This window comes from Psychrobacter pygoscelis (assembly GCF_004335015.1).
Taxonomy (GTDB): Bacteria; Pseudomonadota; Gammaproteobacteria; order Pseudomonadales; family Moraxellaceae; genus Psychrobacter; species Psychrobacter pygoscelis.
Genome location: NZ_RQRU01000005.1, coordinates 153137 through 169953 on the forward strand (window position 1 = coordinate 153137; position 16817 = coordinate 169953).

Below are 16817 nucleotides of genomic sequence, written 5' to 3' on the forward strand. Positions count from 1 at the left end.
CTAATTGAGAAGTGCGATCTACCCTATCGTCAATCCTATTGAGTAAGACAAAAAGCAGCCGGTATAAATTTACTGGCTAGCAGTAAGGCTAATTTTGGCGACGACGTCCTGAGCGAAAGACAAATTTATCTTCATAAAATTCAGGATCTTGATTGTCCGGCCAAAAATGTGGCACACCCAATATCGGTAGTGGCGAGAAGGCTCGCGGCGTCACCGACTCATCTTGTAATAACTCGTCCAATCTTGCCGCTAGCTCAGTATCCAAGTGGGCCATGCGCTCTGCTATTGGTAATTCAAAAAAGTCTGGTTCAACACTTATAATAAGCGTATGCGCGCACAGCGGCTTGCGGGGGCTGATAAGCTGCTCAAGCAAGGCATGACCAAAGATATATACCGCGGCTTGAGCGGACTTATTGGGCTGTAGTGGGTTGTCCCAATAAGCCCGCGCTGATACCAAGCAACCTTGCCAGTTGAACGCTGCTAGCGCCTCACCGATACTGGGCTTAGCCGTCACCAAAATCGCGCCGTTTTCATCAAATACGGTAATGGTATCTCGGACGCGACCACGCATGCCAGAGATACCTTGCTCATCGATAGCCTGAGCTTGATAGCGATTAAGCAGCGCTTTACTCTTGGGAAAGGTCAGCCAAATACTGCCATTAAATAGATCATGGAAGTTATCACGAGTCGGCACACCACCTGATCTTGCAATAAAGGTCTCGTAGGCCATACCCTCGGGTAAATCGTCCTGCGGAACAAACCGTAACGCCTGCCCTCGACCTGTCGCAAAGCGCCGCGTTTTATCGGCTAAGGTGTACTGACTAGCAGCTAATTTATCCCGCCAACTATTTAGATGGTGCGCGATGCTAGGGACCGCACTATCATCTCCCGGCTGATTGCTTGTCTCCTTAACGAGTAACCCTCGGATAGCTAAGTGCTGGAGCCAAGGCGCTTGCCAATCTACTTGAGATAAGGGGGAGTTATCATTGAACTGGCGAGCAAGACTGGTATCAAGATGGGTGTTTGCTTGAGAGTGTGTCATAGATACTGATAGGTGTGGTTATAAAATAGCGAGAAATAAGGAAATAGTTAAGCAAATAGCTAAAACGATTCGTAATGTTAACCCCTTTAGCCAAGACGCAGCCGCTCTGGAAACTTAACTCATGCTATTATAGGGCGTTTTCGAGCGCAGCAAAAACAATATCACAGTCGCTACTGTGCAACGTCGCTGAGCTAAGTAGATAGGGCAATAGATATGGTAAAACGACATGGCAAATTTTAAAACCCATCTGAGCGGGGGCTTTGTCGTCAGTGGTATCTTAGGGATAGTCGGCTATAAAGCTGGACTCTTAGGAGGCCATGAGTTTCTTATTTGTGTGGCGCTCGGTACTATCGGCGGCTTACTGCCCGATATCGACTCGGATAACTCCACCCCGATTAAGCTGGGCTTTGATGTGGCCTCGTTGATGGTCGCTTTTAGTCTAGTGATGCACTGGCGTAGCGAGCTGTCCTTACTGTCGCTAATTGCCTTATGGCTGGCAGGGTATGGCTTCATGCGCTACGGTATCTTTTATCTATTTACCAAGATTACCGTGCACCGCGGCATTATCCATTCCATCCCCTATATGGCGGTACTGGCTTTAGGTCTGGTGAGTTTAAATTATTATTTTATGGATACGCCAGCGACGACCAGCTGGTTTTACGGCCTGTTTCTCTTCATTGGGGCGATGGTGCACTTGGGGCTTGATGAGGCCTATAGCGTGGACTTATTAAACCACCGAATGAAGCGCTCTTCTGGCACGGCCATGAAGCTGTACCGCGACCGTGAGCGCTACTGGTACGTGTTACTTTACGCGCTGATTGCCATGGCTATCTTTATCGCGCCACCGTTTGCGCCATTTTGGAATAAGCTGACCGACCCCATTACTTGGCTCATTCTTAAAGATGGGCTACTGCCTAGCCAGATATTTGCCAGTCTCACTTCAACACTGAATTAACTTGATACCTGAGCCTTTTATGAATTCAACTGCTTGTCCTTGCCGAGTGTCACCGAATACTGACTCTTCAGCAGCGCCAATGACTTATAAAGCGTGCTGCCAACCGTTTCATGAGGGTGAGCGCTGCGCCAATAATGCCGAGACCCTTATGCGCTCTCGTTATTCGGCTTTTGTCTTAACGCCTACTGATATAGAGCTGGCTGATTATATCGTAGCGACGACCTTGCCAGCGCAGCAAAGGCTATTAGATAAGTCAGCGATTGAAGCGTGGGCAAAGGACACAGATTGGGCTGGGCTTGAGGTGGTAAAGCACACGCCAAAGCTAGGCCGTCGCCACGCGCAGGTTGAGTTTAAAGCCTATTTTAATTCAGAGGCAGGCTTAGCGGTGCACCATGAGCTGTCTACCTTTGTTAAAGTACAGGATGCCTCTAAAGACGGCCAAACAAAATGGTATTTTATTGACCCCAATGTCGCTACGACGATGTCGCAAAAGCAGCCATGTCTTTGCGGCTCGGGGGAGAGGTTTAAGCGGTGTTGTGGTCGCTTCTAAACACTAGCCCCAACCTGCCTAGCAATTGCCACGCCTTCTTCAATGGTCAGGTACTTCTTCAGACTCGGTCTATCCTGATGAATAATCGCTCCATCCTTAAAGATGACACACTCATTAACCGCGAGCTGCTGCCAATTTTCATTCTCGGTTAATGGAATAGTAACCAAAATAGTCACGCGGTCATCGTCACTGGTGACATCACTAAAGTTAATCGCCAAATCATTATCAGCAAGCCTAGCCTCACCAAATGGCGCTTGGCGCGTGAGGTAAAACAGCAAACTGCCAGCATAGGCCAATTGCCAATCACCATTGGATAATAAGCAATTAAAAAGGCCATTGGCCGCTAGATAGCGACACTGGGCGGTCAAAAAGGCAAATAACGTCTCATCATCAGGACGACGCTTAAAGGTGGATTTGAGCCGATTAATCAGGTAACAAAACGCCATCTCAGAGTCCGTACTGCCCACTGGCTGACAGTGCTCAGCGTTGCCATTGTCTTGCAGACGCTGACAGCGGCGAACAAAGCTGTCATTCATCTGACCGTTATGGGCAAACACCCACTCCTCACCCCAGACTTCACGCACGAACGGATGGGTATTGGCAAGGCAATTTTGCCCTTGGGTGGCTTTACGGATATGAGCGATGACATTCATCGCTTTGATTGGATAGTTATTGATGAGGTCGGCGACCGGTGATAAATGACTGGGCTTATTATCATGAAACAGCCGTAGACCCGTCACTGCCGTAGTAGCCGCTGCCAAGCAGCCCGTACTAGACGGACTGCTACTAGACGGACAGATACTGCGCTCAAAAAAGGCAATACCAAAGCCGTCTTCATGATGATCCGTCATACCGCCGCGTTGACGAAAGCCTGCAAAGCTAAAACCGATATCCGTAGGGGTATTGGCATTCATGCCGAGTAGTTGACACATTTATTTCTCACTATCTTGTTCGTTATGGCTAGCTGCGCCTTCATTATCCACTTTTATACTGTCTAAAATACGCCGCGCCTGATCCAGCTCATTCTTTTGTACCCACAGCACTGCGCCAGAATTCATACCGGGGATGCCACTGAGCGCTTGCAGCGATACGGTTAGACCATTATTACGCAGTAGCCCAGCGTGCAGCTCTCCTTGGATATTGGTGTCGTAGCGCGCCAGCTTATGCCAGTTGTCTATTTGATTCGTCATGGTAATCTCCTTGGAGGTATAAGGCTTATTCCTTTATTCCTTTGAATACTCATAAGTAAAGAACCCCGCTGACCATTCAATCTTACCCAATTGATAGCGATTAATAATGAAATCGTCTGGATAATCTTTAAAGCCTTCCTGCGTTTTCAGATAGTCGATAGCAGCGTTGGCGTCTTGTTCGGTAGCAAATATGCCGCAATTCTTCACGTTTTCATAATCTTCTTTATCGGTGTCCTTATCACGGAAGTGCTCAAGTAAATAAACATACTGCGTTGAATCTCGCAACTTTTCTACTCGGCTCCAATGATAGGAGGCCAAACGCTTCATTAGATCAGGGTTTTTGACCATAATGTTATCACCAGTACGGCCTTGCTCACGATTGTAATAAATGACGTTGAGACGCAGCAGCCAAAAGGTCACTGCTGCCATCGCTAGCATAACAGGTAAAGCGTGTTGCTCAGCTTCGGTTAACGAGCGCTCGCTGTTGTAGCCATCGAGGAACGCTTGCATTTTCTCAGTATCAAAATTTACCGTCTCCCCATCTTCAGCGTCGCCCCATGTAGTACAGAAATCATTGATGGTAATGGCGATGTCCATAACGTAGTGCTCAGCACTGACTTCAGTGAAGTCGAGCAATCCGCTCAGCTGCTCTTTGCCGTCCGCTAGATCCCACAGCGTATTGTCAGCGAACATATCTAGATGGCATAGGCCTTTGGGCAAGCTGTCTAGAGGTAGCTCCTCATAAGCCTGCCAGATATCGCGCATAAGGCGAGCTTCATCACCCGGCATAAACTGAATTTCGCGGTCACGAACCTTATCCCACGGATAAAGCGGCACACCGTAGTCTTCAGCTGGCGTTAGACCCTGTAAGGTGTTATGTAGTACTGCTAAGGCCTCCCCCATGGTGTGACACATGTGCGGCGTGGTATTGGCCGGATGCGTACCTGATAGGCAGGGTACGAGGGTAATGGCTTTATTGTCGTAATAGACAAGGTAGGCATCTTTGTCATCTTTTTTTGCTGACTTTTTGGCAAGGGGCGCCGCCACGGGCAACTTACCATTAAGCTGATTTAATATAGCAGCCATCTTTGCGATGTCTTCTGGTGGCCGCTCCTCAAATAGTGTAAACACGTACGAGTAGCTGCCCTCCTTATCGTCCGTGGTCTGGATAAACCAGTTGGAGTTTTTAATTCCTTGGGTAATGGGTACGGCTTTGGCGAATGAGACGCCAAACGCGTGACAAAAAGTGGTGAACTGGTCTTCAGTTAAGTGGGTATAGACGGACATAGCGGCTCTCTTGGATAACGGGCTTAAAGTATTAAGACTATATTATGCTGCCATTATACCGAAAAGCGAGTCACTGACACCTAGCGAGTTGGCATGAGGGTATTTTGTTTGGATATTTGGGGTTTTGTGGAGAAAAGAGTTATAAGTAATGAGCGTTTAACTTGGGGATTAAAATGACAAATCTTAATCACGGTAACTCTACATAGGAGCAAGATATTACCGCTAGCCTTGACTGAAGCGGTATCCTGTGCGGCTGAGCGAGCTGTGGTCACTGGCCTAAGGGCAGTCTCGCGGATGCAGGAATGCCATTAGGGCATAGTGACCGCCGCGCTCAGGCGGGCAGATACAAGCAAAAGGCAAGATTGGCTGCTATGACTCACTAAGGGTAAGATGGCTTACTAGGCAAAACAGCAGTAAATAACAATTAAAGAAAATATGGTGGGGGTTTTTTGCTAAAATGCGACGATAAGTGTAAGCAACTACTGATAGATTCGAGTAAAAGGTGATGCGATGTTAGCGAAGCGAATTATTCCATGTTTGGATGTGGACAATGGCCGAGTGGTCAAAGGTGTGCAGTTTGTCGACATTCGCGATGCAGGTGACCCTGTAGAAGTCGCCCAACGCTATAATGAGCAGGGCGCGGACGAGATTACCTTTTTGGACATTACCGCGACCCATCATGGTCGCGAGACTACCTATCATACGGTTGAGCGCATGGCCGATACCGTGTTTGTGCCGTTGACCGTTGGCGGCGGTGTGCGCACTGTGGGGGATATTCGCAATCTGCTCAATGCTGGCGCTGATAAAGTAGCGATTAACTCAGCAGCGGTGTTTACCCCTGAGTTTGTTGGCGAAGCGGCGCAGAAGTTTGGCAGTCAGTGTATTGTAGTAGCGATTGATGCCAAGCAAGTCGAGGATAGCATTGATAGTGATGGCAACAGCCAACCCAGATGGGAGATATTCACCCACGGCGGTCGTAAGCCTACAGGCATTGATGCGGTAGCTTGGGCCTCAAAAATGGCGGCTCTTGGCGCGGGTGAATTGCTCGTCACTTCAATGGACGGCGATGGCACCAAAAAAGGCTATGATATTGCGCTGATGAAGGCGATCACTAGCGCGGTGAATGTACCGGTCATTGCCTCTGGCGGTGTGGGCAATTTGCAGCATTTGGCGGATGGTATATTAGAAGGCGGCGTGGATGCCGTACTGGCAGCGAGTATTTTTCATTTTGGTGAATATACGGTAGCAGAGGCAAAGCGCTTTATGGCAGCGCAAGGTATAGAGATGCGGCTGTAAAAAAATGCTATTATAGCGGCATCTAACCCTTTCTTTATTTATTAACCCCTTACTTTCCCCTCTTTTCTAGATGCCTATTAGGATAGTCTTATGCAAAATTTACAACAACAGCGCAATAACATCACCCATATCGATGGCGGTTTGTTTGAAAACACCGATGCTCGCATCGGCATCGTCGTCGGGCGCTTTAATGGCTTTGTGGTCGAGTCTTTGGTCGACGGAGCGATTGATGCGCTACTGCGTCATGGCGTTCAAGGCAGCAATATTACTGTCGTTCGCGTCCCTGGTGCATTCGAGTTACCGTTGGCCGTTCAACGTGCAGCAGAGTCTGACCGCTTTGACGCCATTGTTGCTTTAGGCGCGGTTATTCGTGGTAGCACGCCGCATTTTGACTTTGTTGCTAGCGAGTCGGCCAAAGGTCTAAGTAGCGTCGCCATTGACTATAATATCCCGGTCATTAACGGCGTATTGACGACCGACAGCATCGAGCAAGCGATTGAACGAGCTGGTACTAAAGCTGGTAATAAAGGCTCTGAGGCGGCCATGGTCGCACTTGAGATGATTGCAGTACTGTCGCAGCTAGATGTTGATGACGACGAAGAGTAAGTCGTAGTAGTCAATCGAGTTAGCCCATACGATAAAGAACAAAATACTGCATAAACTGTGCTGACTACGTTTAGCAGTCGCTTTATTATTTAATAGTCCATAGTAAAGTCAAAGATACCCTCTTTGACGATCCCTTTGACGATAGGTATAAGTATCCATGAGCAATACCAATCCGGCAAAAGATGAAGAAGCTCAATTCGACATCAGCGAATCTGCCTACAAAACCACCCATACTGCCGTAAGAAAGGCACGCCGATTTGCCATGCAGGGCCTGTATGAGTGGCTAATGACTGACCACCGCTTTGAGCAATCAGGTCTTAATGAGTGGAAGGCCAATGCGCCGCATGATATCGCTGCCCGCACCCGAGCGACTAACGCGATGCACACGGTCCATCTCGGCTACTATCATGAAATGATGCGTCATATCCCTGAGCAGATTGGAGAGTTGGATGCACTCATTACTCAGCATTTAGATCGTGATATCACTCTACTCGATCCAATTGAGCACGCTATCTTACTTATCGGTACCTACGAGCTAAAAGACCGCTTGGAGATACCTTATAAAGTGGTGCTGGATGAGGCCATGAAGCTGAATACGCATTTTGGCGCAACCGATGCGCATAAGCTTATCAACGCAGTGCTCGATAAGCTAGCGCCTGAGCTGCGTGCCCTTGAGGTTGCAGCGGACGAAAAGCTGCCTAAGACAGTAAAAGATGTCTCTGTTGTAGACAATGACAGGGAGCTTGGCGTTAAAGACGTCGCAGCGGCTCATGACAATACAGCCAGTACCCATACTGATACCGGTACTAATGATAATACCGAGAACCTTAAGCGTGACGCCAAGCCTCGTATTGGCCGTAAAACAGGGCAACCCATCAAGCGTAAGCGTGTAGCGCCTTCTACCCTAAAAGAACAGGTGGTTGAAGAGGGTCAAAAGGCAGCCAAAGATCAGACGGCGCAAGAACAACCAGCAAGTACAGCTGAAAACACCTCCTTGCAAAGTGCCTTAATCGCCGCTGGTTCACTACAAGTAGATTCGCAACAAGAGAAAGTAGCACATAGCTCTGCTACAAATGAAACGGCTAAAACCAAACCGGCTGTCGATAGCAAGACACCAGATGCCGAATAGCTATGACTGAATTTGAGCTGATTTATCGCTACTTTGACCAGCAAAAAGCCGCTCTTGACCAAGCTAACGCTGTCGATAGCGTGGCTGTGGTCAAGGGCTTGGGGGATGATGCGGCAGTAATTGCTATCAACGCAGGTAGCCAGCTAGTCAGCTGTGTCGATACCTTAGTTCAAGGCCGTCACTTTAGCGAGGACTGGTCACAAGTTGAGGCGCTGGCCTTTGCCATCGGTTTTAAGTCAGTTGCAGTCAATGTATCAGATTTAGCCGCAATGGGGGCGACGCCGCACCATATTTTGTTGGCGCTAGCATTACCTGAGCGATTGGCAACTGAGACTTGGCTTAGTGAGTTTGCTAAGGGTCTGTTCCATGCCTGTAGTCAGTTTGGTGTTCAGCTTATCGGCGGTGATACTACGCGCAACGACAAGTTAGTGATTAGTATTACCGCCCAAGGGTTTATAGCCAATAAAAAGCATAACTCCCAGTCACCAATTTATCGTAACGGCGCGAAGGTTGGTGATAAAGTCTATGTCTCGGGTACAGTAGGCGATGCTTGCTATGCTCTGCATCACCCTGATGATGAAATCGGTCGGCAACTTAGCCATCGACTGCATATGCCAATGCCGCGCGTGAAATTAGGCCAAGCATTAGCACAGCAGGGCGGGGCTACAGCGATGATTGACGTCTCAGATGGCCTAGTACAAGACTTAGGGCATATCTGTCAGCAAAGTGGTGTCCGCATTCGCTTGAACATTGACACACTGCCCACTAGCACGCCGCTACAGCAAGTAGCGTTGACAGAGCGGCTGCATTGCCAGCTTACCGGCGGTGATGATTATGAGCTAGCCTTTACCTTGCCAGCTGGCATATCGCCACCTGACAGTTATGGTAACGCTGATACTGCTAATACTAAGATCACTTGTATTGGTGAAGTTATTGACAGTTGCAGCGCTAAAGACCTCCCAGTAATTGAGCTAACTTATCAAGACAGCGCTGTCACGGATGCTACCCCTTATCCTTTTAGTAAGATGCCTCATCTACAAGGCTTTCAGCATTTTAATTAGGCAATTTTATTTAAGTAACATTTTAGTTAAGCTAAATTTTAACTTTCTATCACTACCAATCATCTGTGCTATTAATTAGTGTTAACCACTCTTCTTTTTCTAAAAGCTACGATAAACCATGAGCGACCATTTGACCAGTCATACTGCTAAGCCCGATATCAGTAAAGCTAACACCTGCCCGCCATTACCGCATAATGCAAGTTTGGCTGATAAAGTGGTGTATTGGTTAGGTATCGGCCTTGGTAGCGGACTGCCCAAACGCGCTCCGGGGACTTGGGGCACAGTAGGCGGCCTGATTGCCGCTATACCCTTAATGATGCTCGGTTTCGTGCCATTTTTAATCATTACTATTATCGCTAGCATCATAGGTATTTGGATTTGTGGTCGTACTTCCGATTTAATGGGCGTTCATGATGACCCACATATCGTCTGGGACGAATGGGCAGGAATGTGGATTACATTGCTACCCTTTTCCTATATTGGTTTTGATCAACTTGCTAGAATTGATGGGCTAAAAGTCGACTGGATTATTATTGTTGTGGCTTTTATCCTATTTAGATTCTTTGACATTCTTAAACCCTTCCCTATTAATTGGGCGGATAAAAGGGTATCGGGAGGCCTTGGTATTATGCTTGACGATATCTTGGCCGGTATTATGTCGGTGATCCTTATGTTATTGCTAAGCTATGGCCTATTGTTACTAAGATTTTGATAATTTTAGTTTGCCTATTCTTGATTTTATTGCACTCTGCATGGCTTTATTGCATAAGATGTTAGCAAGCAAGATGTGGGTTTAATAATTAAATCATATACTTACTTAAAGATATCAATAATTAGCTCTTGAAACCAAACTATTATTTGGTTTTAAAACATTTATAAATATACTATAGTCTAGATTGTAGTGTGATTGTAAGTGCTACCCCTGTTAATTATTGCCTAAAATTAATTATTACCTAAAATAGATCCCATCCTAAAAGATAAGAAATAGTGACAGGTTCACTATTTTGGTAATTTGTTCTATTGACTGTTTACTTTCAAAAAAAACCTCCAATAACTCCACAAGAAATACGCTTATGACTCATTCTCTCTCTGTGATTATTTTGGCAGCAGGTAAAGGCACTCGCATGAAGTCGAGCAAACCTAAAGTCCTACAAACCTTAGCCGCAAAGCCATTATTAACACACGTCCTTGATACTTGCGCCCAGTTAGAGACTGACAAGACTATTGTCGTCTACGGCTTTGGTGGCAATCAGGTTCAAGCAGCCATGACAGATTACGCTTTGACATGGGTTGAGCAAACTGAGCAGTTGGGCACAGGCCATGCGGTCAAAGTTACCTTAGACGAGCTGCCACAAGACGGTGAAAGCTTAATTCTATACGGCGATGTGCCACTTGTTAGCGAAACAACACTTACGCAACTGGTAACTGCCAATACATCTGGCATGTCGATGTTGACACTAACAGTAGACAACCCCTTTGGTCTTGGCCGAATCAAGCGTGATGATGCTAACAATATCGTCGCAATTGTCGAGCAAAAAGATGCCAACGAGGCTGAGCAAGCGATTAATGAGATTAATAGCGGTATCTACTGTGTTGACAATGCCCTACTGCATAAATACCTCCCTAAATTGTCTAATGATAACGCGCAAGGCGAGTATTATCTTACGGATATCGTCAAAATGGCGGTAGCAGATGGTATAAAAATCGCAGCTATTGAACCTGAAGACGAATTTGAGATTGAAGGCGTTAATAACCGCCAACAATTGGCCAATTTGGAGCGGCGCTGGCAAGCCAAGCTGGTAGAAGACTTACAAGTCCAAGGCGTGCAATTTGCCGATCCAGCACGCGTGGATATTCGCGGTCAAGTCGAAGCCGGTCAAGATGTCTTCGTCGATACAAATGTGGTATTCCAAGGTCATTGCCAGATTGGCAATAACGTCACTATTGAATCAGGCTGTATCATTAAAGACAGCGTCATTGGCGATAATACCCACCTCAAGCCTTACTGCGTCCTTGATGAGGCTAAGCTTGGCAATCAAGTCACCGTAGGGCCATTTGCGCATCTACGTCCTAAAACGGAATTGGCTAATAACAGCAAGATAGGTAATTTTGTTGAAACCAAAAAATCGCAAATAGGCGAAGGCAGTAAAGTTAACCATCTGAGTTACATCGGCGACGCGCAAGTCGGAAAACAGGTAAATATTGGCGCGGGTACTATTACTTGTAATTATGATGGGGTCAATAAATCACAAACCACTATTGGCGATGAAGCCTTTATTGGCTCTAATTCCAGCCTAGTAGCACCCGTCACTATCGGTAAGACAGCCACTGTCGGCGCAGGCTCAGTGATTACCAAAGATGTCGACGATCATGCTCTAGGCGTCGCCCGAGGCAAGCAGGTGCAAAAAGACAACTATAAGCGCCCAACTAAAAACAAATAAGCCGCGAGTAACGGCTCGGATTAATAAAATTCGCGATAAATTTAAGGAACTGTCATGTGTGGAATCGTTGGCGCTGTCGCTGAACGTAATATCTCTAACATCCTCCTAGAAGGGTTAAAGCGTCTGGAATATCGAGGCTATGACTCCGCTGGCTTAACGATTATCCAAGACGGTGAGCTGCATCGTGAGCGGCAAGTGGGTAAGGTGCAAGAATTGGTTAACGCTGTTAATAAAAACCCTTCGTTCTTCGATGGTCGTATCGGTATCGCCCATACCCGCTGGGCCACTCATGGCGAGCCGGCACAGTGCAATGCCCATCCGCATGTGTCGGGTAAGGTTGCCGTCGTGCACAATGGTATCGTGGAAAACTATGCGCCATTAAAAGAAGAGATGATCGAAAAGGGTTATAGCTTTTCTTCACAGACGGATACTGAGGTTGTGGCGCATCTAATCGCTGATGCCTATTCGCAAACAAATGACTTGTTAAAAGCAGTCGAACAGGTCACGCCGCGACTGCACGGTGCTTTTGCTCTGGGCATAGTGCATGTCGATAACCCTAACGTCCTTATTACAGTTCGTCTCGGCTCGCCCTTAGTGATTGGCGTGGGTATCGGTGAGAATTTTATTGCTTCTGACCAGTTGGCACTCTTACCCGTGACCAATCGCTTTATGTATCTCGAAGAAGGCGACATTGCCCTCATAACTCGAGACAGTATTAGCGTATTTGCTGATGGTCAACCGGTATCTCGGCCTATCAAAGAGCTAGATGCCAAGCAGCATAATGCAGATAAAGGCGAGTTTAAGCATTATATGCTCAAAGAGATTTATGAGCAGCCTGATGCAGTTGCTCGAACAGTCGAGATGGGCGTTGATCTTAAAGGGTTTAAGCCTGAGTTTTTATCACGCCATGAGGATAGGCTAAATGAAGTTCGCCACGTTCAAATATTAGCCTGTGGCACCAGCTACCACGCGGGCATAGTCGCTAAATATTGGTTCGAGAGTTTAACCCGCCTACCCTGCTCGGTTGAGATAGCCAGTGAGTTTCGCTACCGCGATCCCGTCGTCGTTGACCATACCCTGATGATCTGTATCTCTCAATCAGGCGAAACGGCAGACACGCTATCTGCACTTCGAGATATTCAGCGTCGTAGTGATGCAAAAGACATCAATGGCTTTTTGAGTCTGGCACTTTGTAATGTCCCTACCTCATCCTTGGTGCGTGAGACCGATATCTTTTTACCGACCTTAGCCGGCGTCGAGATTGGCGTGGCCTCTACTAAAGCCTTCACCACTCAGCTTGCAGCGTTAATGCTGCTGGTGCTTAAGATTGGTCGTGTTCAATCAAGAATCAGTGACGATACCTTCAGTAAAATGGTCACTGAGCTCAATAATTTGTCTGGTCAGTTATACAGTTGTCTCAAGTTAGATCAATCTATCGCTGAGATGAGTGATAAATTTGAAGATAAAAAGAGTACTTTGTTTTTAGGTCGTGGCATCCAGTTCCCTATTGCCTTAGAAGGCGCACTGAAACTCAAAGAAATCTCCTACATTCATGCAGAAGGTTATGCTGCCGGCGAGCTAAAACACGGCCCACTAGCCCTCGTTGATAAAGATATGCCGATTGTGGTATTGGCGCCCAAAGACAGTATGCTTGATAAACTCAAGGCCAATATGCAAGAGGTACACGCACGTCATGGTGAGCTATTCGTCTTCGCTGGTGAGACTACGCAGATTGAAAGCGATGAGCGTCAGCACGTCATCCACGTTCCTGATGTTTATGAGCTTCTAGCGCCTATCGTCTACAGCGTACCAGTGCAGCTTCTGTCTTATCATGTGGCGGTGATGCGTGGTACGGATGTGGATCAGCCACGTAACCTCGCAAAATCAGTTACGGTTGAATAATTTTATATATATCAAAATCTTAAAACTTATTTAACAATTATTATCCGTTCTAACTTAAAACCCCACTATGGTACAAACCATAGCGGGGTTTTTATGTGCTCTGAAATATTATCCAAATCTATCATGCCTCTACAGTTACGATAAAAAGGATAGACATCAAAGACAGTAACTCTATAATTGCGTCACCTAAAGTACTTGTATCTAAACTACTCATATCTAAAGAATGGGCACTGAAAACATGGATATCGAAAACGACACCGCGAACCCAATAGAAATCATCTATGAAGATGAGTTTCTGGTGGCTATAAATAAAGAAGCGGGTCTATTGGTGCATCGCAGTTGGCTGGATAAAGGCGAGACGCGCTTTGCGATGCAGCTTACCCGTGATGCGGTAGGTTGCCATGTATTCCCAGTACATCGGTTAGACAAGCCCACGTCAGGCGTGTTGTTATTTGCCAAGAGTCCAAGCGTGGCGCGCAGTCTTAATGAGGCTTTTACAGATCACAAAGTGACCAAGCAATATTTGGCCGTAGTGCGCGGCTATATGTCAGAGCAAGGCAGCGTTGATTATGCGTTGAGCTTTAAGCCCGACGCCATTGCTGATAAGTTAGCTAGCTTGGACAAACCCGCTCAGGAGGCGGTCACCCATTGGCAGAGTTTGGCACAAATTGAGCTGCCATTTGCGGTATCAAAAAAACATGACACTAGCCGCTATAGTCTGGTGCGCTTAACCCCCAAAACTGGTCGCAAGCATCAGCTGCGTAGGCACATGAAGCATTTATTCCATCCCATAGTCGGTGATACCAGCCACGGCGACGGACGACACAATAGATTTTTTCGGTCTCAGTATGGTTGCGCGCGTATGCTACTGCATGCTCAGACTTTGGCGCTTAGCCATCCGGTTACCGGTGAGCCTTTGATGCTAAAAGCAGGGTTAGATGAGCAATGGCTGCGAATCTTGGAAGAGTTTGATTGGGTAGAGAGTGCTGAAGTTTAAGCTGCGTAAAGTTTAGGATTCATCTTAGAAGTTCATATCATAGTAGTTGAAATACTGGCATTTAAGCAGTACACAGGTTTTAAAATAATGCAGACCGATAATAGCGGCGCTACAGTTGAATGTATAAGTCTATAGTGAGGACTTAAAAGCTAATCTGTAGGCCAATAGTATCAACGGTTTCAAATTTTTGAATTGGTCGCAGTGTACTTCATGGTGTACTCAGCATACACATTCTATCTGTGATCAATGCGCTATACAGGCGTCGAACTATAAAAAATATAAAGCATATATAAATTGTCATATTATCTCGGATAAGTGATTCTCAAACTGAGTACATGTATGGTGCTAATTAGTTTTAGAGCTATGAAAAACAGGAGTCAGTATGTATATAGACTTATCGAGTTATCCAATCGAGTTAGAACTAGTCTATGAGTTTTCAAAGGACCTGACGAACGATCCAGATCAGACACGAGACACACATAAACTCACTTTAGATGAAAGTCGACCTTTTATGGGTCTAAGAGGGAATAAAGGATTGTTTGGCACTCAAGAATGGTGGGAAAATATTCATGCTAAAGTAATTCCTAGTGAAATCAAATGTGGTGTAATTACGAGAACATATGTAGCTGGAATGGAAAACTTGGCGCAAGATAATTCTTTTGAATTTGTAGATGACACTGGTAAGTTGCATGATGAAAGTATTTACACACTTAATAAGAGTAAAAGAAGTCTGTTCAACGTCAATCATTTAGTGGTAATTTACTATGCCTATGATGAAATGAAAGCATCAACCCTAGAAGACCCTGACTACTCATGTAGCGTTATTGAAATGGCAATCTCAAAAATGCCAGTAAGATGATAATAGTTTTTTACAGGTATACTCGGTCTTTTAGACGCTAGTAAGACAGATATGGTTTAATTTCTCTCGTCAAGATAGCTCAAGCTAAGACATCAAAAAAAAGGTAGAGGTGGTATGAGCCAAGTTTAGGCTAAAAAATTGGCTTTAAGAGGTAAATATAGAAAAAGAGTTAGTTTAAAACTGACTGTAGTCCACTTTAACAAGTTTAGATTGCTGAACCTTTTTTAGTTTGAATGTCTTGGTCTTTTCATCCTGAATGTTGACATAATAGGTGATAAGTTGTTTACCGGTGGTTTCGTTGACTTTCTCACCTTCACAATTGCGGCTAATGAATAAGCGGCTATCGGGATAGAAAGCCAAACGCTTGTTGTCATCGGGTTCCGCTACGTCTGCAAAGCATTCTGCGCAACTTTCATAAGGGATGATTCCATCCTCAGTTTCACCAAGTGGGATACCGTATACCCCAAAGGAACCAACAAAACCCACCTCTTAACCAATTAATAAACCACTTAAAACAGACTGCCACATACAACAACTAAAATAAACTATCAGAGCGCATCTTATCATTAGTCCCAATAAAAACCCCCGCTACGATCAAACCATAGTGGGGGTCTTTATGTGCTATTTAATATTATCAATTATTCGTTAAAACTGCTTGATGTTCAAGCAAGCCCTTTATAGAGGAAGTAAACGCCCACAACAAATAGTAATACCGAAAAGCATTTTTTTAATAATTGTGGTGACAGCATATGAGCGACTTTTGCACCAAGCTTAGCCGTGAAAAAGCTCATAATACCAATACCTAAAAAGGCATAAATATGCACAAAACCAATGGTATTAGGCACATTGACTTGTGCCTTCATTCCAAAAATCATAAAGCCTAAAGCACCGGCAATAGCAATGGGCAGGCCACACGCTGCTGACGTGCCCACCGCTTTTTGCATGACCACGCCATAACGGCTGAGATAAGGCACGGTTAAGCTACCACCGCCGATACCGAAAATGGCTGAAGCGATACCTATACCAGCTCCTGCCGCTAATTGCTTAGGCGTTGAAGGCAAGGCTTGACTGGTATTACTGGTATTAACAGCTGTCGGCTTTTTGCCACCCCTAAACATTTTAAAGGCGACCCAAAGCAAAAAGATGCCGACGATGATTTGTAGATGAACCCCAGAGAGCCATCCTGCAATTCCAGCGCCTAAAAAGCAGCCAATCGCCATTCCCGGTGCTAAATTTTTGAATACCGGCCACATGACAGCGCCCTTTTTATTGTGGGCCATTAGGGAGCTAATAGAGGTCACCACAATAGTCGCAAGTGACGTACCTAACGCCAGATGCATGATATCGTCAGCACTGTAACCCATCTGGGTAAAAACAAGATATAAAAGCGGCACAATAATTGTTCCACCGCCGACACCAAAAAGCCCTGCAGCAAATCCTGCTAGCGCCCCTATTATTAAAAAAATAATTAATTCCACAGGATATTTTCTTCACAGTTCGAT

At 45.9% G+C, this 16817-nt stretch carries 17 protein-coding genes; 11 read left to right on the forward strand and 6 right to left on the reverse strand.

Annotation, left to right across the window (positions count from 1 at the left end):
- Positions 1-88: 88 nt before the first annotated feature.
- Positions 89-1042: a DUF3025 domain-containing protein gene (locus EGV92_RS11415; protein WP_131669408.1), complete on the reverse strand. Its 954-nt coding sequence runs from the start codon at positions 1040-1042 to the stop codon at positions 89-91.
- A gap of 226 nt (positions 1043-1268) precedes the next feature.
- On the opposite strand from EGV92_RS11415, the gene EGV92_RS11420 reads away from it, so the two are divergent.
- Together EGV92_RS11420 and EGV92_RS11425 are read left to right on the forward strand one after the other, a co-directional pair.
- The gene (locus EGV92_RS11420; RefSeq protein ID WP_131669409.1) at positions 1269-1997 is read left to right on the forward strand and encodes a metal-dependent hydrolase; all 729 of its coding nucleotides are present in this window, start codon (positions 1269-1271) and stop codon (positions 1995-1997) included.
- Positions 1998-2016: 19 nt separating this feature from the next.
- Positions 2017-2547 carry a YchJ family protein gene (locus tag EGV92_RS11425; RefSeq protein WP_131669410.1) on the forward strand — a complete coding sequence of 177 codons (531 nt, stop codon included), beginning with the start codon at positions 2017-2019 and terminating at the stop codon, positions 2545-2547.
- Here the strand turns inward: EGV92_RS11425 and EGV92_RS11430 are convergent.
- From EGV92_RS11430 to EGV92_RS11440, 3 genes are read right to left on the reverse strand one after another with little or no spacing between them, the layout of a single operon-like run.
- Positions 2544-3479: a class II glutamine amidotransferase gene (locus tag EGV92_RS11430; protein WP_131669411.1), complete on the reverse strand. Its 936-nt coding sequence runs from the start codon at positions 3477-3479 to the stop codon at positions 2544-2546. The two genes, EGV92_RS11425 and EGV92_RS11430, sit on opposite strands and share 4 nt — an antisense overlap.
- The gene (locus tag EGV92_RS11435; RefSeq protein WP_131669412.1) at positions 3480-3737 is read right to left on the reverse strand and encodes a hypothetical protein; all 258 of its coding nucleotides are present in this window, start codon (positions 3735-3737) and stop codon (positions 3480-3482) included.
- Between the two features lie 33 nt (positions 3738-3770).
- Positions 3771-5024, reverse strand: coding sequence for a homoserine kinase (locus EGV92_RS11440; RefSeq protein ID WP_131669413.1), 1254 nt, complete (start codon positions 5022-5024; stop codon positions 3771-3773).
- Positions 5025-5534: 510 nt separating this feature from the next.
- Between EGV92_RS11440 and hisF the strand changes: the two genes are divergently transcribed.
- From hisF to EGV92_RS11485, 9 genes are all read left to right on the forward strand, one after another.
- Positions 5535-6320, forward strand: a complete 786-nt coding sequence (hisF, locus tag EGV92_RS11445; RefSeq protein WP_131669414.1) for an imidazole glycerol phosphate synthase subunit HisF — start codon at positions 5535-5537, stop codon at positions 6318-6320.
- 90 nt (positions 6321-6410) lie between these two features.
- Positions 6411-6926, forward strand: coding sequence for a 6,7-dimethyl-8-ribityllumazine synthase (gene ribH / locus EGV92_RS11450; RefSeq protein ID WP_131669415.1), 516 nt, complete (start codon positions 6411-6413; stop codon positions 6924-6926).
- 157 nt (positions 6927-7083) lie between these two features.
- Positions 7084-8055, forward strand: coding sequence for a transcription antitermination factor NusB (nusB, locus tag EGV92_RS14220; RefSeq protein ID WP_242678709.1), 972 nt, complete (start codon positions 7084-7086; stop codon positions 8053-8055).
- A gap of 2 nt (positions 8056-8057) precedes the next feature.
- Complete coding sequence (gene thiL / locus EGV92_RS11460; RefSeq protein ID WP_131669416.1) at positions 8058-9116, forward strand: thiamine-phosphate kinase; 1059 nt, start codon at positions 8058-8060, stop codon at positions 9114-9116.
- A 130-nt stretch (positions 9117-9246) separates the two neighbouring features.
- Positions 9247-9828, forward strand: a complete 582-nt coding sequence (locus EGV92_RS11465) for a phosphatidylglycerophosphatase A family protein (protein ID WP_423227914.1) — start codon at positions 9247-9249, stop codon at positions 9826-9828.
- 361 nt (positions 9829-10189) lie between these two features.
- Positions 10190-11557, forward strand: coding sequence for a bifunctional UDP-N-acetylglucosamine diphosphorylase/glucosamine-1-phosphate N-acetyltransferase GlmU (gene glmU / locus EGV92_RS11470; RefSeq protein ID WP_131669418.1), 1368 nt, complete (start codon positions 10190-10192; stop codon positions 11555-11557).
- Positions 11558-11611: 54 nt separating this feature from the next.
- Complete coding sequence (glmS, locus tag EGV92_RS11475; protein WP_131669419.1) at positions 11612-13459, forward strand: glutamine--fructose-6-phosphate transaminase (isomerizing); 1848 nt, start codon at positions 11612-11614, stop codon at positions 13457-13459.
- A 238-nt stretch (positions 13460-13697) separates the two neighbouring features.
- Positions 13698-14456 carry a tRNA pseudouridine(65) synthase TruC gene (gene truC, locus EGV92_RS11480; protein ID WP_131669420.1) on the forward strand — a complete coding sequence of 253 codons (759 nt, stop codon included), beginning with the start codon at positions 13698-13700 and terminating at the stop codon, positions 14454-14456.
- A gap of 382 nt (positions 14457-14838) precedes the next feature.
- A complete protein-coding gene (locus tag EGV92_RS11485; RefSeq protein WP_131669421.1) occupies positions 14839-15315 on the forward strand; it encodes a hypothetical protein in 477 nt (158 codons plus the stop codon).
- A 174-nt stretch (positions 15316-15489) separates the two neighbouring features.
- Here EGV92_RS11485 and EGV92_RS11490 read toward each other — a convergent pair whose 3' ends face one another.
- Together EGV92_RS11490 and EGV92_RS11495 are read right to left on the reverse strand one after the other, a co-directional pair.
- Entirely contained in the window at positions 15490-15801 is a 312-nt protein-coding gene (locus EGV92_RS11490) for a hypothetical protein (RefSeq protein ID WP_131669422.1), read from the reverse strand.
- Between the two features lie 176 nt (positions 15802-15977).
- Positions 15978-16793, reverse strand: coding sequence for a sulfite exporter TauE/SafE family protein (locus tag EGV92_RS11495; protein ID WP_131669423.1), 816 nt, complete (start codon positions 16791-16793; stop codon positions 15978-15980).
- Positions 16794-16817 lie beyond the last annotated feature (24 nt).